Raw genomic sequence first — 24,234 nt, 5'->3', positions numbered from 1 at the left:
GAGGCGCCTTTCGCCCGTTTATCGGCAAACCCGGGCAATCGAGCGCGCCTGTTGGCAAACTGCTAAACCACCATGCGAACGAATGCGTGCGCCATCTCACTGCGCACTCTGACGTGCACGACGCCCGGCACGGCGTGCCAATCGATCGCAAGGCATTGGTAGAGGCATTTCCCAGTTCGTTTCTCGGAATGATGATCCAAGAACCGGCTCTCCTTGGCGCGCGTAGGGGCGATCGCTCTGATACCTTCTTCCAGCATCTGGCGACGATTGGCGCGCTGCAAGCACTTATCGAGCATTGCCTGCCCGGAAGGCGCTGCGAACAGGCGCTCAGCACCATCGTCAATCACGACGACCGCGCCGCCATGGTCTGCGCGCTATCGGCGCTGTGTGTCGCAGCAGACGATTTCGTTGCCGTCGGGGACGAAGACGGATGGATCATTCTGCCGCCCCGGCAATTTATTCAACCCGCACAATGGTCTCTCCTGGAAGTCAACGCAGGAGAGGAGATCGCAGGCGCGCTGTATACAACATGATCTAAGCCCAGCAAGCTGGGCCATTCGGAGTTTGAGTTTTTCCCGTCGTTTCGCGTGGGCTGGGAGGAGCGGAAGACGATGTAGGCTAGCAAGTCTTCACATGCGCAGAAGGCGTGCATCCTGAAGCAGGGTCGCGGCGTAACGCTACCGTCGTGAGTACAATGGCGATATGGCGTTGATGTTGTTTGTGGATGTCCCGTACCGTGACCCGTGTTTCCGCTGGGAGTGCGATGGAGGTGAGTGTGGGTTGCCGGGAGTTGCGATCCGAACGCTATTCAATAGCGCCAAACGAGTTATTTCCTGTCCGTTTCATGCGCACTCCATGCCAATTTGAGTGCAATCGTAATGCTTGAACGTAGAATTCTCGGCCTAATCGAGCTTTCTGCGACCGGTGTCACGAACGGGCAATTGCTTTGGCGTTTGAATGCGGGCGGCACCCGATACGACGCCTCTCAACTGCAGACTGCGCTGGACAATCTGGCGCGGGCGGGGAGCATCCGCCGCGACGACGCCCGCTGGTGGCCTGCGAGACGATCCCCTGGACCTTCAAGGGCACTGAGTCAGCGAACTGGCAGCGTCTCGATCGGACAAGCGGACCTTTTGCAGGCTGCGCCTGCGAGCCTTAGAGCGGTCCGTCACGAGCCGCCATCCGTTTCTCTGAGCGAGCAGGACGCCCTGGTCCTTCCTGACTCTGCGAAACTGTTGCGCTATTACGCTGCCACCCAACGTCGCGATCCACGTGGTGCGGTCGAGGCTTTCCCTGATGGGCATGGGCTGAAGTGGCACCTGTTCGATTGTCGTGGCAGGTGGTGGGATGGCGCAGAAATTGCGGTCAGCTCCGCATTGCTGGAAGGCGGCTTCCTTCAGGCAGTGGCTGAATCGGGTTCCGAAGGCTCGGCAGCCGTTGGCTGGCCCATCGGCGTGTTCCGCGGATCGGCAGGAGTCGAATGCATTCCGGCATTGCTGTTTCCAGTCTCGTGGAGGCTCGGCGACGAGCGCCTCGTGATTGTTGTTGATGTCGTGCAGCCGGCCCTCAATCCGGCGTTCGTTCGCCAAGTGAAGAGGCTGACACGGCTCTCTGAAGATGCCCTCCTGCGAGTCTTGGAGCCCGGCGAGGGTGAAGTCTCATTCGAAGTGATCTGCAAGCGGTTTGGCCACCTTCTCGCAAAGATTGGGGGACAGGGCCTGCGCGCGGGTGACCTGCTAACCGAGATCTCCCTGACGGGCGAAGGCCTGCGCAACGCTGCGGCGATCTTTCTGGCGGACGAGTCCTCGTTCACACGTCGCGTGGCTGAGGATCTGGATACAATTGCCGAATGGCCCGAGGAGCGCCGCAGAGGAACAGCTCTTCACGCCCTGCTGTCCCACTCGGAAGACCACTTGTACAACACAAACTCGACCCTGAATGTGGTCGAGATCGAGCCGCTGACCGAGAGGCAGTTTCTCGCGGCAGATGCCGCGCTCTCAGGTGCGGTCACGGCGATCCAAGGACCGCCCGGGACAGGCAAGAGCCAGACGATTGTCGCCTTGCTCGCCTCCGCTTTGGCTGAAGGCGTTAGCGTGATCTTTGTCGCGAGAAATCACCGGGCTCTCGACGAGGTCGAGAAGCGGCTATTGGAATTACTTCCTGGCTCGGTTGCCATGGTGCGGGCGCGGGACGCTGACGGCGAGCGCGATACCAGCATGTACGATGTGCTGGTCGAGCTTGCGAATGGCGGTGCTGTGGATGGCGAAGCTGTCGAAGCCGTTGGCGATCGCCGGAAACTGCTTCTCGATGCGGCAAGAACCAGGGTCATGGCCTTCCGCGCGGAGGCCGAGCTTACCCGCTACCACCTCACCTTGGCTGATCTGGTCGAGCGTCTGGAGGATCTCGAAAAGACCTATGCCGCGACAGGGGCGAGTTCGTCGCGTCGCGGCTGGCATCGTCTCATCGAATGGTTGCGCGGATGGTTTTGGAGTGAGCCGGAGGACCTGCATTCGGCGATTCCCGGCAATTCCCGTCCCGAGGAAATCAGGCGGAGGATTGCCGCGTTGCGCAGCAAGCTGTCGATGCTGCCGGCGCCTTCGGAGCCGCCTCTCCCGCCGGTTCACAAGCATCTTCTCCCGCTCGTTCAGACCCGAGAAGTGCCAGATGCGGAAACCCTGCGGCATCTGAGATCGCGAAAAAGCGACCTCGAGTTCATGCGCAGTGGCGCGCGCATCCGTCACCTAACGGCGGATGATGCGTCGATCCTCCTGCGCTATCGACCGGTCTGGGCGGCGAGCACCCTTTCCGTGCCAGCCCGGATCCCTCTGGCGCCTGCCCTATTCGATCTTGCCATCTTCGATGAAGCCAGCCAGTGCGACGTCGCATCCGCACTCCCGATCCTGGCGCGTGCGAAGCGCGCCGTGATCGTAGGTGATCCGGAACAACTGTCCTTCATCCCGTCGCTCGGCAGGGCGCAAGAGCACGCCCTGATGGATGCGGCCGGGCTTCCGAAGGCAGGTCGCGGCGCATGGGCGCAGAGCCGTAATTCACTGTTCGACTTCGCTCGTGCACGCATGGGTGTGGACCGCCTGCACCTCTTGCCGGACCAGTTCCGCTCGGCGCCAGCGATTGTCGATTACACAAGTGAGACGTTCTATGGCGGACGCCTGCGAGCGCGGAAGGACGATGACGACTTCCACGCTCCTCGGAGTTATCGCCCGGGCCTTCACTGGGAGGATGTCCGCGGAGCCTGTGCTCGCGAGGACGGCGGCAACATCAACCGCGCCGAGGCCGAGTGGATCGCCCAGAGGATCATGAGCCTCGCCGGTGAAGACGGTTTCGAAGGGTCGGTCGGTGTCATCTCGCCCTTCACGGCGCAAGTCGCATTGATCCGTCGGCTGGTCGAGCAGGCTGTCGCGCCGGAAGCTCGTGCGCAGTTTCGGCTCGGCATCGACACGGTCGACGCGTGGCAGGGCGGAGAAGCTGACGTCGTCTTCATTTCGCTGGCCGTCGGTGCGAACGCTGCTCACTCGGCAATCTCCTTTCTTTCAAAGGAGCGTCGCAGGTTCAATGTGGCCGTCAGCCGCGCGAAGGCAGTAGCGACGATCGTTGGCGATCTCGCCTGGGCGCGCAACTGTGGCATCACTCATGTCGAAATCCTCGCCGAGCGCGCTACGCGACCGGCCACCACATCGCGACTTGGGTTCGACAGCCGATGGGAGCGACGGGTGCATGAGGCGCTCGTCTCCCGCGGTCTCGACCCGAAGCCTCAGTATCCTTTGGGCAGGCGGTCGCTCGACTTTGCGCTCTTCAACGAACCGGTCCGGCTCGATCTCGAGATCGACGGTCGGAAATGGCACACCGGCGCGGGTGGCGAGCGGAAGGTAGCTGACCGCTTGCGGGACCGCGAGCTGATCGCGAAGGGCTGGAAGGTACGCCGGTTCTGGGTGGATGAACTCGCAGCAGATATGGAGGGTTGCCTTGACATCGTCGAACGCGATCTCGGCCTCAAGGCCTGAGAACAACTTGCCGCCCCTTCCGGCAAGCCGCCCGTTTCCGATCCTGTGGATCGGCGGCGGAGGTCTCGCCGTATTGGCCCTTCTCGGCGTCGTCTTTGCCCAGATCTCGGGCGAACGCTCGCGTCTGATCACGCGCGAGGCGGATGTGCTCAGGCTTGAACAGGGTGTAACCGGCCTCGCGCAGCGGCGGGATGCGCTGCTTGCGGAGTTCAGCAAGCTGGAAGCGGATCGCCAATCCGCCCAGCAACGCCGAGAAGAAGCCGTGAAGGCCGCTCAGGACGCGCAGGAGCGCAAGACCGAGCGGGATAGATTTCAGGTCGAAGTCGCGACGGCGCGTGAGGAGCTGGCAAAATCGAGAACGTCCCTAGACCAGGCTCGAAGTGACTTTCAGGCTGCCGAGCAGGCGAAGCGCGCGCTCGAAACCGAAATCGGCCAGCTTAGCAATCGGATCGGTACTCTCCGGACGGAGCAGCAACAGGCCAATGCTGCAGCTCTGCAGGCTCGAGAGGCCGCCACCCAGCATACTGCAAGCCGCGATCAAGTGAATCGCGAGCTTACGGGGGTGCAGCAGCGTCTGGTGCCGCTGCGAACCGAGGTGGCAGATCTAGATGGTCGTAAGAACGCCCTAGAGGCTCAGCTGCGCGGCATCCAAAGCCGCCTAGAGCAGGCTCAGAAGGCGACGGCCGAAGCCGAGGTGCAGCAAAATCAAGCCGGACAGCGCCTGTCCGCAACGCAGAATGCAGTGGCTGCCCAAAGAGCCGAGGAACAACGGCTTATAGCGGCCATTCAGACACTGACTCCACAAGTGGCTGCTTTGGAAGCCCGCAGGGCAGAGTTGTCTCGGGTTGATGCGCGGCTTGCGGAGGCCAATGCGCGCCTCGCACAAATCGGCGCCGACGAGGCCCGTGCTACCAAGGCACGTGGGGATGCGACGGCCGCCGAACGTGATCTGCGCGGTGTGACGGATACGCTTGTGGCCGCGCGCGCAGAGGAGGCTCGCCTGCGTCAATCGATCGAGGCCGCCGGCAATGCCCAGGCTCGATCTGAGGAGGCGGCACGGCAGTTGGAGATGCGGCGTGTCGAGCTCCAGAGAGCAGATGCCTCAGTTGCAGCGCTTAGGCAGCAGGTTGCTGCCGCGGAGGCCGAACTGCAGCAGAAGCGCACCCTGTCTTCGCAGATCGCAGTCGATCAGGCCGCCGTCGCGGCCGCCCGCGCAGCTCAGGAAAAGGAAGAAGCTGATGCTCAACTCGCGCGAACAACTCGCGAGGAGCTGCAGCGACGACTCCGCTTGGAGGAAGCAGCGCTGGCTCTCCTTCAACAGCGAAAACAGGCGGCACAGGTCAATGAGGCTGAAGTTCGGGCTATCGAAGAACGTCTAGCGGCCTTGCGGGCCGAACTGTCCGCCACGCAGGGACGACTAAACGCGCTTCGCCTCGAGGAACATGGGCTCCGTGGGCGTCCGCCGGCCGGAATTGATCCCGTGACTACACCGGCGCCCGTGCCTTCATCAACGCCCCGCCCCTGAGACCGGACGCGAAAATGTCATTTGATCCAACGCTCATCACACTCGTTGCGATTCTAGGCGTCATGGTGCTGGCGATCTTTGCCATGTTTACGTGGGGCCATTACCACCTGCGGGCTAGCCGCCTTCCGGAAGCTACACGCCATGACGATATCCGGGAGCGGCTGGCTATCGCTACTGATGAGTTTGCCCGCAAGCAGACCGAGCTGCGCGAACTCGATCAGAAGATTCACGAGCGAGACCGGTTCGCCGCAGAGGCCGAGAGCCACCAACGTCGGCTGGAGGAGATCAAGCTTGAGCTTGAGAACCTATCTGACTCGCGCGACGAAATCGCGAAGGTAAAGAACGATGCTGCGGAGGTCGCTGCTCAGAAGGCAGAGCTTCAGAGAGAGCTTGATGAGCTGCTGAAGAAGTTGGCGGATGTGCGTGCTCAGCTCGATCCGGAGCGGATAGCGGAACTGCAGCGGCGCAAGGATGAGGCCGAGCACGAGCTCAATCGGATCAACCGCGAACTAGAGACAGTGAAGACCGAGTGGGAGGCCGCGCTGCGAGTGAACCGCCCCGGGTTTGCCGGAGGCTGTTTCGTTTGAGTCACGCCGCCAGCTTCTGCTCATCGAGCATGGCGTAGTCCCGCTTCTCAGCTTCTGCCGGCGGGATTCTGCCGATTGGCCTGCTTCGGTCCCGCGCTTCAGCGGATGCCTTTTTGACCTGTCATTCACGCACAACCCACCACTCGGGCCACCTCACCCTATGTGGCGTCCGCGTTGCGTTGGCAACCGTCCACTGTTCCGCCAGCGACAGTTGCCGATCGCCCAACCTCGCCAGTGCGGCCTCCACGATCCACGGTTCCAGCATCACCTTCGCGGCAGGACGATAGCGGTCGAGTTTGCGCGCCATTCCCAACCGCTCCAGTGTCGGCATGAGGCTGCCGACGCTGACCAGTACGACGACGAGCGGCTCGGCGGCACCGGAAGGGCGCGCCTGGCGCGCGGCCTCGATGGACTGCAGGGAAGCGCGTGCTGCGGCGCCATCGCCTTCAAGCCCCTTCTTTGCGAGTTGCAGAAGGAATGCTTCCGCCGCAGTCACCCTGCGCTCGACAGCGCCTTCGCGGATTGTGACCATCTGGCCGAGGACCGCTTCATAGGGTGCTTCGCGATGACGCCCCCTGGGCCGGCCGCGCGGATTGCCGCTCTGCCCCTTGACGAAGCGGGTCGTCCGCGGCGGCTTCCCGTAACCGACGCCGGGCATGTCTTCGGCATCTGACGCGAGATCGCTGCGGTCACTCATTCGGCTGTTGCCTTCGGCAGGGTCAAGGTTGCGGCGTCGCGGGTCGTGCGCCTGATGTCGTCGATCTCCTTTTCTGTCAGACCCCTGGCGGTCTTTCTGCGGCGGAGCGCCAGCGTGACCGCCCAGGGTTCCAGAAGCAGTTGCGCCCGCCCGTTTCCGTAGCCCTCCCTCGATCGATCGTGGCTGGCGATGCCGAGCAGCAACAGTGCGTCGTCGGCATTGGCAGGATCGTTCTCCGTCAGAACCGTCACTCCCGAAGGCTGGACTGTCGGCATGGTCTTCGCGCGCCATGCCTCGCGCTTCTCGATCCATCGAAGCACCTCGCGGCGGGCCATCCGCTTTCCGGCGAGCGCGTCCTGGTAGGTCCGATGCTGGAGCGCCTCCTCCATGGTGATCTGGCGCTCCACCCCGTTGCGGGTGACGGTCAGGGTCTTCTCGACGATCACGTCGAAGGGCGACGTTGCGGGAGCAGTCGAGCGCTTCGGCCTGCCCCTCGGGTTGCCGCTCTGGCCCTTGGCGAACTGGCCCCGGTTGCCGGTCATGGCTCGGCGCTTTCCAGTTTGGGTTCGAGACCGGTGCGCGCCGACCAGCGCTCGACCGCCACGTCCACGTAGCCGGGGTCGATGTCGATCCCGCGGAACCGCCGTCCGGCCCGGTCCGCGGCCATCAGCGTTGTGCCCGAGCCAAGGAACAGGTCGAGGACGAGATCGCCACGCCGCGTCACGTCCTGGATGGCATCGGCCACCAGACCGGTTGGCTTGACGGTCGGATGGAGGGCAAGGTCGTCCCGCCTCGATCCCCGCATCGAGTTGACGGAGGCATAGTCCCAGACATTCGTGCGGTTGCGGCCGTGACGGCCGAGCTCGACCATGTTGAGGTGAGGCTCCTTGCCGACGCGATAGACGAAGACCAGTTCGTGCTTGGAGCGGTAGAGGGACCCCATACCGGCGTTGGACTTGTTCCAGACGCAGAGGTTGAGAAGGTCGCCGTAGAGGGCGCGCCCGACCGCCGAGACATCGTCCATGTGGCGCCAGTCCATGCAGACGAAGTGGACGGCCCCGGACCGGGAGACCTCGACCGCAGCACCGAGAGTCTGCGACAGGAAGGACCGGAACTGCGCCTCGCTCATCTCGCCGGAGGCAAAGGCGAACTCTCGGTGACGCCCCTTCGCCACGGCATGCCCGCCGATGGGTACGTTGTAGGGCGGGTCAAGGAAGGCGGCATCGACCAGTGTGCCCGAGCCGATGATCCGCCGGAGGAAGGCCGGATCGCGACAGTCGCCACAGCCAATGCGATGATCGCCGAGCACCCAGATGTCGCCGGTGCGGGTGCGGGGCTTCGCGGGAACGGCCGGGATGACCTCGTCATCGGGGTCGGCAGCCTCGTTGAGGATCACGTCGATCTCGCCGGTGGAGAACCCGGTCAGCGTGACGTCGATGTCACCGTCAAGCGCCGACAGCGCGCCAAGCTCGCCCTGGAGGATCTCGAGGTCCCAGCCGGCGTTCAGGGCAATCTTGTTGTCGGCGATCAGAAGCGCCCGCTGCTGGGCGTCGCTGAGGCCCGCCAGCGTGATGACGGGGACTTCGGCAAGGCCCTTGGCCTTCGCCGCAAGGAGGCGGCCATGGCCGGCGATGATCCGCCCGTCGGGATCGGCAAGGATCGGGTTGGTGAAGCCGAACGCCTCGATCGATGCCCGGATCTGCTCGATCTGGCGCCTGGGATGGGTTCGTGCATTGCGCGGATCGGGAACGAGGCCGGCGGGCGGGCGATAGGTGATCGCGAGAGGATGGATCAAGCGGGTAATCCCGTGAACGGTTGCGGGATTCGAACATACCATGAACGACAAGTTCCTGCAGCACCATGCGATCGATCTCCACAGGGGGTGTGGACAATGGGTGCAAACAGAGCATGAGTGTTCGCGCGCCCGCCTTACGGGCCTGACCTGGTAGCGGCGGCATGTTCCGCTTGCGGCAACCAGGGAACAACACGATGTCCAACAGGACCAAAGCTTCAAACGCCACTGGCACACGCAAGGGCGCGAGCACGAAGGCCTCCCAAACGGCGGAGAGGGCGCCGGCAAGGCCCGAGCCGGGCCCGGCCAGGGCACCCTCGCGGCTGGCGACCATCATCAGCCATCTGCAATCCCCGACCGGCGCAAGCATCGCCGAACTCTGCACGGCGACCGGCTGGCAGGCTCATTCGATCCGGGGCGCCATCGCGGGAGCCCTGAAGCGCAAGGGCCACGTCGTCACCTCAAGCATCGAGGACGGGGTCCGCCGCTACAAGATCACGGCAGCGGCGTGAGAGCCTCGCCCTCGCTGGAGACCGAGGTCAGGGCGCTCGATGCGCTCGACCTCGATGGCCTGAGGTCAGCCTGGCGCAGCAGGTTCGGACCGGCGCCGAAGCTTCGCTCGGTCGAGCTTCTGCGCCTGATGCTGGCCTGGCGCATCCAGGCAAAAGCAACGGGTGGTCTCGACTTCACGGTCCGCCGCGCACTCGAGCGCCGCGGCGCGACTGAACGGCAGGGTCGAAGCCTTGGTCTCGGCGCCGTGCTGCGCCGGGACTGGCAGGGTCAGACCATCGAGGTGGTCGTCGAGGAGGCGGGCTTCCGTCACGCCGGCAGGCTCTACCCGAGCCTGTCGGCGGTGGCCGAGGCCGTCACAGGCACACGCTGGAGCGGCCCCCGCTTCTTCGGCCTCAAGGGTATGCGCGCATGACGTCGACGCCATCGAACCGCCGCGCCGCCATCTACACCCGCAAGAGTTCCGAGGAGGGCCTCGAACAGGACTTCAACAGTCTCGATGCCCAGCGCGAGGCCTGCCTCGCCTATATCCGCAGCCAGAGGTCCGAGGGGTGGCGACCGGTCCCCACCGCATACGATGACGGTGGGCATTCCGGAGGATCAATGGAGCGCCCTGCCCTCAAGGCCCTCCTCGCCGATATCGCCGCAGGACGGATCGACATTGTCGTCGTCTACAAGATCGACCGCCTGACGCGCTCGCTTGCCGACTTCGCCCGCATGGTCGAGGTGTTCGAGCGCCACCAGGTCAGCTTCGTCTCGGTGACCCAGGCCTTCAACACCACGACCTCGATGGGCAGGCTCACCCTCAACGTGCTGCTCTCCTTTGCCCAGTTCGAGCGCGAGGTCACGGGCGAGCGCATCCGCGACAAGATCGCTGCCTCCAAGGCGCGCGGCATGTGGATGGGAGGCAATGTTCCGCTCGGCTACGATCGACCGTCGTCGGGACCGCGCACGCTCACCATCAACGAGCCGGAAGCCGCCATCGTCAGCCATATCTTTGCGGCCTATCTCGATCTTGGCTCCGTCCATGCCCTTGAGCGCGACCTCATCGCCCGGGACATCCGGACCAGGGTCACAACCTCGGCCAGGGGACGATCGCGCGGCGGGGTACACTTCAGCCGCGGCAACCTGTTCCACCTCCTGCGCAACCGCCTCTACCTCGGAGAGATCGTCCACAAGGACAGGCACTATCCGGGGCTGCATCCGCCGATCATCGACCGCGCGGTGTTCGAGGCCGTCCAGGCACGGCTCGACGGACAGGCACGCCGGCAGGGCAAGGACGGAGGCGGAATGGCCAGAGCCGGATTGGCCGGAGGCGGCAAGGCAGCATCAACACTGACGGGGAGGATATTTGACGCAGACGGCCATCCGATGTCGCCGACCTTCGCCTATGGCCGCGGCGGCACGATCTATCGATACTACGTCTCCGCCCCCCTCCAGCAGGGCGGCAAGCTGCCCCCGGCCGACGACACGCCACGCCGGATCTCCGCCACCGCTATCGAGGACTTTATTGCCAACCGTCTGAGCATGCTCGGGACCACGGGCGATCGATCCAAGCACCTTGAGCGTACAAGGCGCATCGAGGTTCTGGCCGGCCGCATCAGGATCGAGGTTCTGGCAGAGGACATCAGGAATGCGGGCTCAACACCTGGTGCCGACGAAAGCGCGATTCCGCACCCCACAGATCCCGAGAGAACGATCCTCAGCCTCGCCTGCCGCTTCTCGACGCGCCGGGGTCGCACCGAGATCGTCGAAGGCGACCGTCACGGTCCTCGCCCCGACCGCGCACTCATCCGCGCGCTGCGTGCAGCCCATGCCGCCGTTCGCCGGGATGCCCTCGGCCTGCCGATCCTGGACGAGGCCCCGAAGACACCTCAACGCCACCGCATGGTCCGTCTCGCCTTCCTCGCGCCTCAGATCCAGAAGGCGATCCTTGCCGGCACCCAGCCCCCGTCGATGACGCTCGCAAGCCTCACCCAGGGGACCATGCCGATCCTGTGGACCGACCAACTGCGGCAGGTCGGAATGACGTGAGGGATCAGCGCGGCGAAGGCTCCCATCACGCCGCCGCCTGTTCCTCGGCGAAATTGCCTGATAGCCCGCAAAAAATACCCTGATACGCTCGAAAAATGCCTGTTCCGGCCAAAAACAGGAAAGCAGGCTTTTGCCAGCACAACCCGTTGAAATTGCGAAGGTTTTGACGTTCCTGCCGATGCAGGAACAGGAAAAGCGTCTGAAAACCGCGCGAGTTCGCTGCAAATTCCCTGTTACCAGGGAAAACAGGCGAAACTCACCCTGCATCGCGACAGCCTGAGACCGCCCGCCAAAGACCCGCAGACGGCGCGCCTGGAACGGTCGGAACTGGCACGCAGGATCGGGATTGGCAGAAAATTGGCGCGACAACGCCGAGGATTGGCGGGCAGCGCAGAGATCAGAGACAAATTGAGCGGGTGGCTGGCTGGGGGACCTGGATTCGAACCAAGATTCTCGGAGTCAGAGTCCGATGTTCTACCGTTGAACTATCCCCCAGCAGGGCTGCGCGAGGCAACCTGTCGCCGGTGCGAGGCGGCGTGATAGTCGATTAGGCCGGCGGGTTCAAGACCCCGGCCCGGTCTTCCTTCGCTTCGCCCGTTCGCCCGGTGCCCGCCCGATCCTCGCGGCCGCTGCCCGTTATCGGCCTTGCGGCCGGGCGGGTCGCTGCTAGAGTTGGTTTCAACTGAACGAGACAACCGCTGGCTCGTCGAGCGCCTTCGCGCACTCCGGTCCGTCGGTGGAAAGGTCGCCATGACCCACGAACCGCGCGGCGGTTCGCCGGGTTCCGGGGGCATCGGGGCAAATGAAGGGAACAGGGCCGGTGACGGCCGTCCGCCCTTCCAGGCACGGCCGCGCAGGCTCTATGCCGCCCTCGACCTTGGAACCAACAATTGCCGCCTGCTGGTCGCCCGGCCGGAGGGGGCGAGCTTTCGCGTCGTCGATGCCTTCTCGCGCATCGTGCGGCTCGGCGAGGGGCTTGCCCAGACCGGCCGGCTGAGCGAAGCCGCCATGGACCGTGCCGTGGAGGCCCTGAAGGTCTGCCGCATGAAGCTGCGCGACCGTCAGGTTGCGCGCGCGCGCCTGATCGCCACCGAGGCCTGCCGTCAGGCGGAGAATGGCGAGACCTTCATCGCGCGGGTGAAGGAGGAGACGGGCCTGGCGCTGGAGATCGTCGATCGCCACACCGAGGCCCAGCTCGCCGCCCAGGGCTGCGTGCCGCTTGCCGATCCGAAGGCGCGCGGGGTCATCCTGTTCGATATCGGCGGCGGCTCGTCCGAACTCGTCTGGCTGCTGCCGCGCGGTCCCGGCCGCAATGGCGGCCCGCCGACGGCGGAGATTCTGGGCTGGACCTCCCTGCCCGTCGGCGTGGTGACGCTGGCCGAGAGGCATGACGGCAAGCATGTCACCCCTGAGAGCTTCGCCCGCATGGTCGACGAGGTGGCCGGCATGGTCGAGGGATTTGCCCATCGCGCGGCGATCCGTTCCCAGATCGAGCACCTTCACATGCTGGGCACGTCCGGAACGGTGACGACGCTGGCCGGCGTGCATCTCGGCTTGCCGAAATATGACCGCCGGCGGGTCGACGGGGCCTGGCTGGAGGCCGGACAGGTGGACACGATCCTCGGCGGCCTGCTCGAGATGAGCTACGAGGAGCGCATCGCCCATCCCTGCATCGGGGCGGAGCGGGCGGACCTCGTGCTTGCCGGCTGCGCGATTCTGGAAGGCATGCGCCGGCACTTTCCCTGCCAGCGGCTGCGGGTTGCCGATCGGGGCCTGCGGGAGGGCATCCTTGTCGGCCTGATGCGCCAGGACGGGGTCTGGCGCCGCCCCTTCCATCACCGGCCCTGGGAGAACAACCGGCCCGGCGAGGGAGGCATGCGATGACGACCAAGCCCGGTGGCGGCCGCCAGCTGGCGGTGCGCCTGAAGACCGCCAAGAAGCGCACCACCAGCCAGCAGAAATGGCTGGAGCGCCAGCTGAACGATCCTTACGTCGCGCGGGCGCGCAAGGAAGGCTGGCGCTCGCGCGCGGCCTTCAAGCTGATCGAGATCGACGACCGGATGAAGCTGCTGAAGCCCGGCCAGCGCGTCGTCGACCTCGGGGCTGCGCCGGGCGGCTGGCTGCAGGTCGCAGCCAAGCGCATCGGGCTCGACAAGGGCCAGGGCAAGATCGTCGGAATAGACCTCCTGGCGATCGATCCCGTGCCGGGCGTCGACTTCATCCAGGGCGACTTCACGGACGATCACGCGGCCGAGCAACTGAAGTCCCTGCTCGGCGGTGAGGCCGACGTCGTCCTGTCCGACATGGCGGCCAATGCCATGGGTCACAAGAAGACCGACCACCTGAAGATCGTCTATCTGGCCGAACTTGCCATCCATTTCGCCCGCGAGGTTCTGGCCCCCGGCGGCCTCTTCCTGTGCAAGGTGCTCCAGGGCGGCACGGAGGGTGCACTGCTCGCCGATCTCAAGCGCGACTTCACCACCGTCAAGCACATCAAGCCGAGGGCGAGCCGGCAGGACTCCAGCGAACTCTATGTTCTCGCCACCGGGTTTCGGGGACGGGACCAGAGCCCCGCCGAGGCCTGAGCAAAAACTGCTCGCACGCTTTGCTGCAATGCGGCGGCCACGCAACGAGCGCTCACATCATTGACGCGCGTTAAGCTGATTCCGCGCAACCGCGCGCAATTCGAATTAAATCGAGAATGACAGACTGGCTTCGTTCAAAGAGGGCTGTCTGCGTCATGTTTCACCTGTTCTCCCACCGCATGCACCGCGACGCCGGCCGGCATCTGTCCCGATTGGTCCGCGACCGATCCGGCAATGTGGCGGTCGTGTTCGCCATTGCGGCGCTCCCGCTGCTCGCCGCGGTGGGCGCGGGTGTCGACTATTCGCGGTCGTCCGGTCTTCAGGCGCGCATGCAGGCCAGCCTCGACGCGTCGCTGCTGGCCGGGCTGCGGGTGAAGGGCCAGGAAACAGCGACTGCCAGGCAGACGTTCTCGGCAAACTTCTCGACGCCGGGGGAGGCCGCGCCGACGGCCACCTACAACCTCAACGGCAACACGCTGAACGGCACGGCCGAGGTGATGCATGAAAACGTCTTCGGCGGCGTCCTGCATGCGCGCACGACACTGATCCGCGTCCAGGGCTCGGCGATCCGTACCGCTTCTTCCGAAACCGCCGCTGCAGGCCCCTGTCTCTATGTGCTGGACCCGAAGGCCTCGCAGTCGCTGCTGGTCAATTCGGGGGCGAAGCTGAATGCGCCGGACTGCGAGGTCCACGTCCATTCCAAGCAGAACCCTGCGGCGATCTTCAATGCCGGCACGACGCTGAATGTCCGGCGGTTCTGCATCGCCGGCACCAACATCATCAAGAACACCTCGGCCAGCCTGCCGATCGAACTTGGCTGCGCCGCCCAGCCCGACCCCTTCGCCGGCAAGCTGCCGACGCCGACAGCGGGCAATTGCTCAAACACGAAGCAGGTCTATGACCCGCCCCAGAGCGGCACCCATGTGATGGCCGCCGGGTCGACCTGGTGCTCGGTCATCTTCAACGGCTCGCCCAAGATCGTCTTCCAGCCCGGCCTTCACATCATCAAGGGCTCGATGATCATCAATTCCGGATCGACCGTGACCGCCGAGGGCGTGACCTTCTTCTTCGTCGACACGGGCGCCGGCATCCAGTTCAACGGCGGCATCACGGCCGTGATGACGGCGCCGACCAGCGGCACCCATGCCAATATCCTGATGTTCGAGCCCTCGGGCGGCACGAACCGGTCGAGTTTCGTGTTCAACTCGTCGGTCAGCGAGACCATTTCGGGTCTCATCGACCTGCCGAACCGGAACGTCACCTACAATGCGACGTCAAACATTGTCGGCAGCAAGGTGACCATGGTGTTCAACACACTGATCCTCAACCAGCTCGACTGGAAGCTCGCCCCAGGGACCTCGCCGCTCGGAACGGGCGCGGGAACGCCGACGCAGGTCCGGCTGACGCAGTAGGCCGGTCCGCGCTCAGGCGGCGGCCTCGAACCCGCCGAGCACCGCCGTCAGGTTTGGCCCGAGCCGGTCCGAGAGGTAGCCGCCCTCCTGGACGAACAGCGTCGGCAGGCCCATCCGCGCGATCGCCTCGCCGGCGCGGCGGAACCCATGCTCGGTGACTTTCGCCCCGCCGAAGGGATCGTCGGCGGAGGCATCAAGGCCGAGTGCCACGACAAGAATGCCCGGCGCGAAGGCGTTGATTGTCGCAACCGAGGCTTCCACCGCCGCGGCATAGGCATCATCGCCTGCGCCGACCGGGATCGGCAGATTGAGGTTGAAGCCCTCGCCCGCCCCCTCCCCGCGCTCGTGGGCATAGCCCCAGTAGAACGGATAGAAGCGCGAGGGGTCGGCATGGACCGACACGGTCAGCACGTCCGGCCTGTCGTAGAAGATCGCCTGCGTGCCATTGCCGTGGTGGATGTCGATGTCGAGAACCGCCACCCGGTCATGCACCGATCGCAGATAGTGCGCAGCGATGGCGGTGTTGTTGAGGAAGCAGTGGCCGCCTGCCATGTCGCGATAGGCATGGTGGCCCGGCGGACGGCACAGCGCATAGGCTGCGCGTTCGCCCTCGATGACCAGTTCGGCGGCTGTAACCGCTACATCCGTCGCCGAGGCCGCCGCCTTCCACGTATCGGGACCGATGCCACAGGCCATGTCCTGCATGTACCAGCCGGCCCGTCCGGTCAGGGACGCCGGCATGGTGCCCTGACGCCGCACCGGGTGGACGTTGCCGAGCACCTCGTCGGAGGCATCGGCAAGCGTCTTCCATTCCTCGGCGGCCTCTTCGAGGAACCGCAGATAGTCGACCGCATGGACACCCAGCCTTGGACCCTGCCCGAAGGTCTCGGCTGGCACCATTGGGTGGTTACCCGCCCGCAGACCGGCCATCAGCCGCTCGGCGCGCTCGGGACGCTCCTCGCCTTTCGCAAACTTGCCGCGCAGGACGAAGCGCTTGGGATCGTGGCCTTTGTGCAGGTCGGTGACGACGGCTTTCATGGGGGCTGCTTGTCGCTGGGGTGAATGGATCGCGGCCATGATCCCCTTAGGGACCCAATTGGCAAGGGCGGCCGGCGCCATGGGAGGCCTGCCCGGGGCCGCAGGTCGTCGCGCGCGCATCACGGCTGCACCGTCGGTGGTTGATCGGCGGCGCCGAGGCGGTAGGCTCCGCCCGACCCAAGGATACCTGCATGCCCCTCGATGCCGCCCTCGCCGCCCGGATCGTCCAAGCCGTCGATGCCGGTTTCGAGAGGCAGATGGATCTGACCGCAGACCTCGTGCGCTTCGCCACCACGCGCGGGCGCGAGCATGCGTGCCAGGACTATGTGCTGGCCGCGATGCAGCAACGCGGCTGGGCGACCGAGCGCTTCGCGATGGACAGCGCCGCCATTGCCCGCCATCCCGGCGGCTCGCCCGTGACGGCCGACCATTCCGACGCACCGATCGTAGTCGGCATCCACCGCCCGCGGGAGGAAACCGGCCGCAGCCTCATCCTGCAGAGCCATGTGGACGTAGTGCCTGCCGGTCCGCGCGAACTGTGGTCGCGCGACCCCTTCGAGCCGCACAGGGATGGCGACTGGTTCTATGGCCGCGGCGGCGCGGACATGAAGGCAGGCCATGCGGCCATGTTCGCCGTCTTCGATGCGTTGGCCGCCATCGGCCTGCAACCGGCCGCGACCCTCACCGTCCAGTCCGTGGTGGAGGAAGAATCGACCGGCAATGGAGCGCTTCAGTGCCACCTGCGCGGCTATCGGGCAGAGGCCGTGCTGATCCCCGAGCCGGAGGACGAGAAGCTGATCCGCGCCAATACAGGCGTGGTGTGGTTTCGCGTCGAGGTGGCGGGGCTGCCGGTCCATGTCAGCCAGGCGGGAACCGGGCAGAATGCGATCGAGGCAACCCAGGGCGTGATCCGCGCCCTGCGCGAGCTTGAAGCCCGCTGGAATGCGAAGCGGGCCGATTTCCGCCATTTCGAGGACATCGACCATCCGATCAACCTGAATATCGGCATGATCGAGGGCGGAGACTGGGCTTCATCGGTGCCGGCCTGGTGCGCCATCGACTGCCGCATCGCGATCTATCCTGGCGAGCGGCCGGAGACGATGCAGCGGGCCATCGAGGAGGCCGTGACCCTTGCTGCGCGCGCCGACCGGTTCCTCGCCAACAACCCGCCGCGCGTCACCTTCACCGGCTTCACCACCGAAGGCTATGCCCTGGAGCCGGGCTCGGAGGCGGAAGCCGTGCTCGCCCGCGCCCATGAGACGGCAACCGGCGAGCCGCTGCAGGATCTGGTCACGCCGGGCTATCTCGATACCCGCGTCTATGCGCTCTACGACCGCATTCCCGCGCTCTGCTACGGGCCGATCTCAGAGAACATCCACGGCTTCGACGAGCGCTTCTCGATGGCCAGCATGCGCCGCGTGACCCGCACGATGGCCCTGTTCGTCGCCGAATGGTGCGGCGTCGAGCCGATCCGCCCCTGAACACTTCCCGCTGACAGATACCGAATTCGCGGAGCATGCCCATGACCCTCGACCCCGCACTCGCCGACCGTATCGTCAAGGCTGTCGACGATGGTTTCGATGCCCAGCTCGACTATCTCAAGACGCTGGTGCGCTATCCCTCGCAGCGGGGAGATGAACATGCCGTCCAGGACTTCGTGTTCCAGGAACTCAGGAAGCGCGGCTTCGCCATGGAGCGCTTCGCCATGGACGAGGAGGCGATCAAGCGCCATCCGGGCGGTTCGCCGTTCTCGCCCACGCATTCGACCGCGCCGATCGTCGTGGGCATTCACCGGCCGCGCGAGGAGACCGGACGCAGCCTGATCATGCAGGGCCATATCGACATCGTACCGGTCGGGCCCATCGCCATGTGGACCTCGCCGCCCTACGAGCCGCGCATCGACGGCGACTGGTTCTACGGGCGCGGCGCCGGCGACATGAAGGCCGGCCACGGCGCCATGGTCGCGGTGTTCGACGCGCTCGCGCGCGCGGGCGTGCAGCCGGCCGCGACCGTCTATGTCCAGTCGGTGGTCGAGGAGGAATCGACCGGCAACGGCGCACTCCAGTGCCATCTGCGCGGCTACAAGGCGGAGGCCGCCCTGATTCCCGAGCCCTCGCAGGGCAAGATCACCCGTGGCAATGTCGGGGTCGTCTGGTTCCAGTTCACCGTCCAGGGCCACCCGGTCCATGTTCGCGAAGCCGGTTCCGGGCAGAATGCCATCGAGGCGGCCTATGGCGTCATGCGGAGCTTGCGCGAGCTCGAGGCCTTCTGGAACACCAAGACCAAGGACTATCCGCTGTTCAAGGACGAGGCTCACCCGATCAACCTGAACTTCGGCCTGATCAAGGGCGGCGACTGGGCGTCGTCGGTGCCGGCCTGGTGCACCGTGGACTGCCGCATCTCGATCTTCCCCGGCGAGAAGCCCGAGGCGATGATGCGCGCCATCGAGGACACGATCGCCAAGGCCGCGCGCGAGGACCGGTTCCTTGCCAACAACCCGCCGAGGGTCGTCTTCAACGGTTTCACCACCGAGGGCTACATCCTGAAGCCCGGCTCGGAGGCAGAGGCTGTGCTGGCGCGGGCGCACGAGAAGGCCTGGGGCGAACCGCTCAGGGAGGCGGTGACGCCGGCCTATCTCGACGGGCGCGTCTATGCGCTGTTCGACGATATCCCCACGCTGAACTACGGACCGAGCGCCGAGCGGGTCCACGGCTTCGACGAGCGCTTCTCGATCGAGTCCCTGCGCAAGGCGACCAAGTCGATGGCGCTGTTCGTCGCCGAGTGGTGCGGCGTCGAGCCGGTCCGGGCGCCTTGACCTGACTGCCAGCGATTGCCGACAGTCGTCCCATCCCATCCAGCCGGAGTGCCGTTCATGCCCATGCCCGTCCGCGATGCGCTCGAAGCCTCGCTCGCCCGCATCGACGATCCAACCTCCGACGGCCGGGTCACCTATACCAAGGTCTATACCGAGCGCGCGCGGATCGAGGCGGATGCCGCCGATGCGCGGCTGCAGGCCGGCATGCCGCTGTCCCCCATGGACGGATGGGTCATCTCGATCAAGGACCTGTTCGATGTCGCCGGAGAGGTGACCACCGCCGGCTCGATCATCCTGCGCGGGCAGCCGCCGGCCACGGCGGATGCGCCGACCATTGCCAGGTTGAGGCGTGCGGGTTGCGTCATCGTCGGCAAGACCAACATGAGCGAGTTCGCGTTTTCCGGCATCGGCATCAACCCGCATTACGGCACGCCCGGCAATGCCGCCGACAAGAGCCGGGTGCCGGGGGGTTCTTCGTCAGGAGCCGGGGTCTCGGCCGCCGAGGGCACCGCGCGCATGGGCCTTGGCTCCGATACCGGCGGCTCGGTTCGCATCCCGGCGGCCCTCAATGGCTGTGTCGGCTTCAAGCCGACCTTTGGACGCATCCCGACCGAGGGGGCCTTTCCCCTGTCCTATGCGCTGGATTCGATCGGCCCCCTGGCGAGGACGGTCGCCGACTGTGCCGCGACCGATGCCGTGCTCGCCGGCGAGGAGGCCTGGACCGTCGAGCCCGCGCCGCTGGCCGGGCTGCGGCTCGGCATTCCCCGCGGGCGGATGTTCGGGCAGATCGAGCCGGAGGTCGAGAAGGCCTTCGAGGCGGCAGCCGATACGCTTGGCAAGGCCGGGGCTCGGGTCATTGACGTCTCCATCGAAGACCTGCTCCAGGAGCTTGCCGACGCCATGGCCCGCGCACCCTTCGTCGCCATGGAGGCGGCTGCGGTGCATGCCGAACGGATGGAGGAACGCGCCCGCGACTTCGATCCGCGCGTGCTCGCCCGGATCCGCGTGGGTGCCAAGGCGGCCGCGCCCGACTATATCCGCCTTGTCAACAAGCGGACGGAGTTGGTGGCGCGGATGGCCGACCGGCTCGCCGATCTCGATGCGCTGATCCTGCCGACCACTCCGATCCGCGCGCCGAAGATTGCCGATCTCGTGGCCTCAGACGACCAGTTCTGGACCGCGAACGGCCTGATGCTGCGCAACACGACGGTTGGCAATATCTTCTCGTTCTGCGGCATCTCCCTGCCCTGCCCGGTCGGCGGGGCTCTGCCGGTCGGCTTCATGATGACTGCGGCCGGCGGTCAGGACCGCAGGCTGATCCGCATGGCCGCGGCCGTCGAGCGCCTGTTCGCGGCCTGAGAGGCGGACCCGTGCGGATCGTGCCATGGCCGGGACCTGCCCGGCCATGGCAACGACGTGCATGTTCAGGCCGGGCCCGGTCAGGCCGCCTTCACGCGCTGCAGGAAGTCACCGACAGCGCCGCGCAGACCGGCGACATCCGTCTCAAGACCCCTGGCGACGTCGTTGAGCGAGCCGACAGCGGCGCCGACGGCGACGAGCCGCTCGGCCACGTCGCGGACCGACTGGCCCGCCGTCTGTGCTACCGCTGCCGTGCCCTCGACGCTGACGCCGATCTCCTGGGTGGCCTGGGCCTGCTGGTCGATGGCGGTCGAGATGGCCTCGCTGGTGCGGCGCATCTTCACCACCGTGCCGGAAATGCCGGTCATGGAGGAAACCGTGCGACCGGTGGCCTGCTGGATCGCCGAGACCTGCGCGGCGATATCCTCTGTGGCGCGGGCGGTCTGGGAGGCAAGCTGCTTGACCTCCGAGGCAACCACCGCGAAGCCGCGACCGGCCTCGCCGGCGCGGGCAGCCTCGATGGTCGCGTTGAGGGCGAGCAGGTTGGTCTGCTCCGCGATGGCGCGGATGAGTTCCACCACCTCGCCGATCTTCTCGGCGGTCGAAGCCAGACCGGATACGTCGGCCGACGCCGATTCCACGGCCTGCGTCGCTTCGGTGGAGACGTTCATCGCCTCTTCGGTCTGACGGCGGATCTCAACGATGGCCGCGTTGAGCTCCTCCGTGGCCCCGGCAATGCCGGTGACGCGGTGCATCGTCTCCTCGGTGGCGTGGACGGTATCGCGGGCGCCGGTCTCGGCGGCTTCGCCGGACTCGGCAACCGTGCCACCGGCTTCGGTGACGGCGTCGGCGCGCGAGGCGACACGATCCATCACAGCACCGATGGCTGCGTCAAAGGCGGAGATGGCCGCCTCCATCTCGTGGCGGCGGGCCTGCTCGGCAGAGGACCGACCGTCCTCGGCTGCACGCATCTGCGCGCGCTCGGCGAGGCTGCGGGCCAGCGTGTCGACGGCGCGGGCCATCAGGCCGATCTCGTCGCCGCGGCCGGCATGGCGCGACATGTCCACCGGCTTGTCCTCGGCGAGAGCGTTGACGGCATCGGCCGCCTCGCGGACCGGGCGCAGGAACAGGGTCAGAAGCAGGAAGACGCCGGCAGCCGCAGCGATGGTCAGGAGAGCCAGGGCGATCAGCACGCCCTGCCGCATGGCGGACGAGGACGCCTCGGCCGCCGAGCGGCTGATTCCCGCGCCGATCGCGCCGAGAATCTGGTTGTCCGGCGCAACGATCGGCGTGTAGCGCGCAATGCGCGGAATGTTGGCCACTACGATGTGGTCGGTCATGACCTCGCCGCGCTTGATTGCCTGCGAGATCGGCGAGGCGGCGGGAATGCGGGTGCCGACGACGCGATTGCCCTCGGCATCCTTGACCGAGCTCGAATGGCGGATCAGATCGCCGGTGGCCGGGTCGAGGCGGAACATGGAGGCGGCATCGCTGGCGTGGTCGACGACGCGGTGGTCGCCCTCGGGGGTCAAGGCCGTGGCGCGGATGCGCAGCACGGGACCGGCCGTGCCCTGCCGTTCGATCTTGCCTCCGGGCAGGCCAAGCTCGACCGCGCGGGAGATGGCCAGGCTGCGCTCGGCGATCTGGCCCTCGACGATCTCGTCCATGCGGGCATCGATCTGATTGATGGCATAGAAGCCCGCAGCAAGCGCGACGGCCGTGATCATCAGAACGGAGAGGCTGGCCACCTTGGCGGCCAGCGGGAGGCGATTGAGGATGCGCATGGATGGCCCCGGGAGTGAACGACGGGGCGACCATTGACGATCTTGGTTAACAAACGGTGGGAAAATCCGCCTAGCTCGGAAATACGCCTTCGATTCTCGTAACTTACGCAACGTCATGCGGCGGCCGCTGGTTTACAGCGGCCGCGTCATCCGCATCAGCCAGGCCAGGTCGGCACCCTTGAGCTGCCCCTTGAGCTTGCGCCGCACGGCGGCGTGATAGCTGTTGAGCCACGCGCGCTCCTCGGTCGAGAGCAGCCGCACATCGATGGCACGCCGGTCGATCGGGCAGAAGGTGATGGTCTCGAACTCGAGGAAGCCTTCCAGCTTGCTCTCCTGAACCACGATCAGGTTCTCGATGCGGATGCCATGCGAGCCTGTCTCGTAGCAGCCCGGCTCGTTGGACAGGATCATGCCGGGTTCGAGCGGCACCTGCGACAGCGGCGAGATGCGCGCAGGCCCCTCGTGGACACCGAGATAGACGCCGACGCCATGGCCCGTGCCGTGATCGAAATCGAGGCCCGCCTGCCACAATGCCCGGCGCGCGAAGCCGTCGAGGGCGATGCCGCCCGTGCCCTTGGGAAAGCGGGCGGTGGCGACGGCGATATGGCCCTTGAGCACCAGGGTGAACTGCCGCTTCAGGCGGGCCGGCACGCTGCCGACCGGAACCGTGCGTGTGATGTCGGTCGTGCCGTCGAGATATTGCGCACCGGAATCAATCAGCAGGAAGGTTCCCGCCTCCACCGCCCGGGTCGTCTGCGGCGAGGCGCGATAGTGAACGATGGCGCCGTTGGGTCCGGCCCCGGCGATGGTGGTGAAGCTCGGGCCGCGGTGCAGCGGATCGGCACCGCGGATCTGTTCAAGCATCGCCATGACGGCCAGTTCGTCCTGCCCTGTCGCCTGCGCGTCGACCCAGCGCAGGAAGCGCACCATCGCCGCGCCATCACGGATGTGGGCCTTGCGCGTGCCGGCAAGCTCGATCGCGTTCTTGCGCGCCTTGGGCAGCACGGCCGGATCGGGCCCCGGGATGATGGCGGCCCCCTGATCCTTCAGAACGCCCTCGATCCAGGCGGTCGCCGTCTCCGGCTCAATGGTGACGGCCCTGCCGGCGAGATCCTTCAGTCCGTCCGCAAAAGCCTCCAGCGGCCGCACGGTCACGCCATTGCCGAGATGGGCGACAAGGCCGGGCGTGAATTTCGTCTGGTCGACGAACCATGTGGCATGGCCGTCTGCGGCGAGAATCAGAAAGCTCTGGACCAGCGGTGTCGAGGGCGTATCGCCACCTCGCACGTTCAGCACCCAGGCGATGGAATCGAGCTGGTTGAGCACGGCCGCATCGGCGCCCCGCCCTGCGATCTCCTCGCCGAGGCGCGCGCGCCTGGCGGCGCTTGCCTCTCCGGCATAGGCGAGCGGCTGCGCGCGAGCGGCCGAGAACGGATCGCCGGGACGGTCCGCCCACAGGCTGTCGATCGGGTTGTGGTCGAGCCCGACCAGTTCGGCCCCCACCTTCGCCAGCGCCTCGCGCCAGCGCTCGGCCTCCTTCACCGGGGTGATGCGCGGGTCATAGCCGACGCGGTCAGCCTTCTTCAGTTTTCCGGCGAGCCATTCGGTTGCCGGCGGCTTCTTGAAGTGCCGGCAGGCGATGACCGAGGCATCGGTCTCGGCGGGTGCCTGCAACGTGTAGCGGCCATCGACGAAGAGGGCGGCCTCCTTCTGCAGGACGATGGCGAAGCCGGACGAGCCGGTGAAGCCGGTAAGCCATCGCAGCCGCTCGGCGCGGGCGACGATATATTCGCCCTGATGCTCGTCGGCGCGCGGCACGAGGAAGGCCGCGAGCCGGTCTTTCCGCAACAGTTTCTGCAGCGCGGGAATGCGCGTGGCATCGCGCGCAAAATCGGGTTCCGGGACGGCGGCCAGTGCGGAGCGGAGCGCGTCCTTCTCGGCGGCGGAGGCAGCAGGGGCCGCAGCCGCCATCCAGTCATCCGGATCGCTGGAGGCGGGTGTCGCACGCACGCGGGCGAGGATCGCAGCGAGCGCCTTGGGATCGGCGGAGGCAGGCTTGGGTCGCGGCATGGGGTTC

General features: G+C 66.1%; 19 protein-coding genes and 1 tRNA gene. 13 read left to right on the top strand and 7 right to left on the bottom strand.

The features are described from left to right. The first annotated feature begins 86 nt into the window (after positions 1–86). From ACTIFS_RS09515 to ACTIFS_RS09500, 4 genes are all read left to right on the top strand, one after another. On the top strand, positions 87–533 hold the full coding sequence (locus tag ACTIFS_RS09515) for a hypothetical protein (RefSeq protein WP_439573836.1): 447 nt from the start codon (positions 87–89) through the stop codon (positions 531–533). A 702-nt stretch (positions 534–1,235) separates the two neighbouring features. Next, positions 1,236–4,019, top strand: coding sequence for an AAA domain-containing protein (locus tag ACTIFS_RS09510; protein ID WP_439573835.1), 2,784 nt, complete (start codon positions 1,236–1,238; stop codon positions 4,017–4,019). After that, entirely contained in the window at positions 3,982–5,544 is a 1,563-nt protein-coding gene (locus ACTIFS_RS09505) for a hypothetical protein (protein WP_439573834.1), read from the top strand. Before ACTIFS_RS09510 ends, ACTIFS_RS09505 begins: the two co-directional genes overlap by 38 nt. A gap of 14 nt (positions 5,545–5,558) precedes the next feature. Further along, entirely contained in the window at positions 5,559–6,131 is a 573-nt protein-coding gene (locus ACTIFS_RS09500; protein WP_439573833.1) for a hypothetical protein, read from the top strand. A 121-nt stretch (positions 6,132–6,252) separates the two neighbouring features. On the opposite strand, the gene ACTIFS_RS09495 is transcribed toward ACTIFS_RS09500, so the two are convergent. The 3 genes from ACTIFS_RS09495 to ACTIFS_RS09485 are packed head-to-tail and all read right to left on the bottom strand — an operon-like array spanning position 6,253 to position 8,623. Continuing rightward, a complete protein-coding gene (locus tag ACTIFS_RS09495; protein WP_439573832.1) occupies positions 6,253–6,828 on the bottom strand; it encodes a DUF5681 domain-containing protein in 576 nt (191 codons plus the stop codon). Beyond that, positions 6,825–7,370 (bottom strand): DUF5681 domain-containing protein, encoded by a 546-nt coding sequence (locus tag ACTIFS_RS09490; RefSeq protein WP_439573831.1) that lies wholly within the window; start codon positions 7,368–7,370, stop codon positions 6,825–6,827. The genes ACTIFS_RS09495 and ACTIFS_RS09490 overlap by 4 nt, the downstream gene beginning before the upstream one ends. After that, positions 7,367–8,623, bottom strand: coding sequence for a site-specific DNA-methyltransferase (locus ACTIFS_RS09485; protein ID WP_439573830.1), 1,257 nt, complete (start codon positions 8,621–8,623; stop codon positions 7,367–7,369). The genes ACTIFS_RS09490 and ACTIFS_RS09485 overlap by 4 nt, the downstream gene beginning before the upstream one ends. A gap of 194 nt (positions 8,624–8,817) precedes the next feature. Here ACTIFS_RS09485 and ACTIFS_RS09480 point away from each other — a divergent pair, with 194 nt between their 5' ends. From ACTIFS_RS09480 to ACTIFS_RS09470, 3 genes are read left to right on the top strand one after another with little or no spacing between them, the layout of a single operon-like run. After that, positions 8,818–9,132, top strand: a complete 315-nt coding sequence (locus tag ACTIFS_RS09480) for a DUF3489 domain-containing protein (RefSeq protein ID WP_439573829.1) — start codon at positions 8,818–8,820, stop codon at positions 9,130–9,132. Beyond that, positions 9,129–9,545, top strand: coding sequence for a DUF2924 domain-containing protein (locus ACTIFS_RS09475; protein WP_439573828.1), 417 nt, complete (start codon positions 9,129–9,131; stop codon positions 9,543–9,545). Before ACTIFS_RS09480 ends, ACTIFS_RS09475 begins: the two co-directional genes overlap by 4 nt. Then, a complete protein-coding gene (locus ACTIFS_RS09470) occupies positions 9,542–11,164 on the top strand; it encodes a recombinase family protein (protein WP_439573827.1) in 1,623 nt (540 codons plus the stop codon). The genes ACTIFS_RS09475 and ACTIFS_RS09470 overlap by 4 nt, the downstream gene beginning before the upstream one ends. 421 nt (positions 11,165–11,585) lie before the next feature. Here the strand turns inward: ACTIFS_RS09470 and ACTIFS_RS09465 are convergent. After that, a tRNA-Gln gene (locus ACTIFS_RS09465) sits at positions 11,586–11,659 on the bottom strand. A 255-nt stretch (positions 11,660–11,914) separates the two neighbouring features. Between ACTIFS_RS09465 and ACTIFS_RS09460 the strand changes: the two genes are divergently transcribed. From ACTIFS_RS09460 to ACTIFS_RS09450, 3 genes are all read left to right on the top strand, one after another. Further along, entirely contained in the window at positions 11,915–13,048 is a 1,134-nt protein-coding gene (locus ACTIFS_RS09460; protein WP_439573826.1) for a Ppx/GppA phosphatase family protein, read from the top strand. Beyond that, entirely contained in the window at positions 13,045–13,749 is a 705-nt protein-coding gene (locus ACTIFS_RS09455; RefSeq protein WP_439573825.1) for an RlmE family RNA methyltransferase, read from the top strand. Before ACTIFS_RS09460 ends, ACTIFS_RS09455 begins: the two co-directional genes overlap by 4 nt. 155 nt (positions 13,750–13,904) lie before the next feature. Next, a complete protein-coding gene (locus ACTIFS_RS09450; RefSeq protein WP_439573824.1) occupies positions 13,905–15,161 on the top strand; it encodes a pilus assembly protein TadG-related protein in 1,257 nt (418 codons plus the stop codon). Between the two features lie 12 nt (positions 15,162–15,173). On the opposite strand, the gene ACTIFS_RS09445 is transcribed toward ACTIFS_RS09450, so the two are convergent. Continuing rightward, positions 15,174–16,199, bottom strand: coding sequence for a histone deacetylase family protein (locus tag ACTIFS_RS09445; protein WP_439573823.1), 1,026 nt, complete (start codon positions 16,197–16,199; stop codon positions 15,174–15,176). Positions 16,200–16,390: 191 nt separating this feature from the next. Between ACTIFS_RS09445 and ACTIFS_RS09440 the strand changes: the two genes are divergently transcribed. The 3 genes from ACTIFS_RS09440 (at position 16,391) to ACTIFS_RS09430 (ending at position 20,373) form a co-directional block, all read left to right on the top strand. Next, entirely contained in the window at positions 16,391–17,680 is a 1,290-nt protein-coding gene (locus ACTIFS_RS09440; protein WP_439573822.1) for an ArgE/DapE family deacylase, read from the top strand. Positions 17,681–17,721: 41 nt separating this feature from the next. Continuing rightward, the gene (locus ACTIFS_RS09435; protein ID WP_439573821.1) at positions 17,722–19,014 is read left to right on the top strand and encodes an ArgE/DapE family deacylase; all 1,293 of its coding nucleotides are present in this window, start codon (positions 17,722–17,724) and stop codon (positions 19,012–19,014) included. Positions 19,015–19,077: 63 nt separating this feature from the next. Beyond that, positions 19,078–20,373, top strand: coding sequence for an amidase (locus ACTIFS_RS09430; RefSeq protein ID WP_439573914.1), 1,296 nt, complete (start codon positions 19,078–19,080; stop codon positions 20,371–20,373). Positions 20,374–20,453: 80 nt separating this feature from the next. Here ACTIFS_RS09430 and ACTIFS_RS09425 read toward each other — a convergent pair whose 3' ends face one another. After that, positions 20,454–22,157 carry a methyl-accepting chemotaxis protein gene (locus ACTIFS_RS09425; RefSeq protein ID WP_439573820.1) on the bottom strand — a complete coding sequence of 568 codons (1,704 nt, stop codon included), beginning with the start codon at positions 22,155–22,157 and terminating at the stop codon, positions 20,454–20,456. Between the two features lie 132 nt (positions 22,158–22,289). Beyond that, complete coding sequence (locus ACTIFS_RS09420) at positions 22,290–24,227, bottom strand: aminopeptidase P family protein (RefSeq protein ID WP_439573819.1); 1,938 nt, start codon at positions 24,225–24,227, stop codon at positions 22,290–22,292. Positions 24,228–24,234 lie beyond the last annotated feature (7 nt).

This window comes from Phreatobacter sp. (genome assembly GCF_051860605.1).
Classification (GTDB): Bacteria; Pseudomonadota; Alphaproteobacteria; order Rhizobiales; family Phreatobacteraceae; genus Phreatobacter.
The sequence above is the reverse complement of the archived record's forward strand: the minus strand, read 5'-3'. Positions and strand labels throughout refer to the sequence as shown.

Excerpts from the sequence above, each read along its gene's own strand:
- ACTIFS_RS09490 (WP_439573831.1), bottom strand. The coding sequence starts at position 7,370 with ATGACCGGCAACCGGGGCCAGTTCGCCAAGGGCCAGAGCGGCAACCCG.
- ACTIFS_RS09430 (WP_439573914.1), top strand. The coding sequence starts at position 19,078 with ATGCCCGTCCGCGATGCGCTCGAAGCCTCGCTCGCCCGCATCGACGAT.
- ACTIFS_RS09450 (WP_439573824.1), top strand. The coding sequence starts at position 13,905 with ATGTTTCACCTGTTCTCCCACCGCATGCACCGCGACGCCGGCCGGCAT.
- ACTIFS_RS09470 (WP_439573827.1), top strand. The coding sequence starts at position 9,542 with ATGACGTCGACGCCATCGAACCGCCGCGCCGCCATCTACACCCGCAAG.
- ACTIFS_RS09455 (WP_439573825.1), top strand. The coding sequence starts at position 13,045 with ATGACGACCAAGCCCGGTGGCGGCCGCCAGCTGGCGGTGCGCCTGAAG.
- ACTIFS_RS09440 (WP_439573822.1), top strand. The coding sequence starts at position 16,391 with ATGCCCCTCGATGCCGCCCTCGCCGCCCGGATCGTCCAAGCCGTCGAT.
- ACTIFS_RS09425 (WP_439573820.1), bottom strand. The coding sequence starts at position 22,157 with ATGCGCATCCTCAATCGCCTCCCGCTGGCCGCCAAGGTGGCCAGCCTC.
- ACTIFS_RS09420 (WP_439573819.1), bottom strand. The coding sequence starts at position 24,227 with ATGCCGCGACCCAAGCCTGCCTCCGCCGATCCCAAGGCGCTCGCTGCG.
- ACTIFS_RS09480 (WP_439573829.1), top strand. The coding sequence starts at position 8,818 with ATGTCCAACAGGACCAAAGCTTCAAACGCCACTGGCACACGCAAGGGC.
- ACTIFS_RS09445 (WP_439573823.1), bottom strand. The coding sequence starts at position 16,199 with ATGAAAGCCGTCGTCACCGACCTGCACAAAGGCCACGATCCCAAGCGC.
- ACTIFS_RS09500 (WP_439573833.1), top strand. The coding sequence starts at position 5,559 with ATGTCATTTGATCCAACGCTCATCACACTCGTTGCGATTCTAGGCGTC.
- ACTIFS_RS09460 (WP_439573826.1), top strand. The coding sequence starts at position 11,915 with ATGACCCACGAACCGCGCGGCGGTTCGCCGGGTTCCGGGGGCATCGGG.
- ACTIFS_RS09435 (WP_439573821.1), top strand. The coding sequence starts at position 17,722 with ATGACCCTCGACCCCGCACTCGCCGACCGTATCGTCAAGGCTGTCGAC.
- ACTIFS_RS09495 (WP_439573832.1), bottom strand. The coding sequence starts at position 6,828 with ATGAGTGACCGCAGCGATCTCGCGTCAGATGCCGAAGACATGCCCGGC.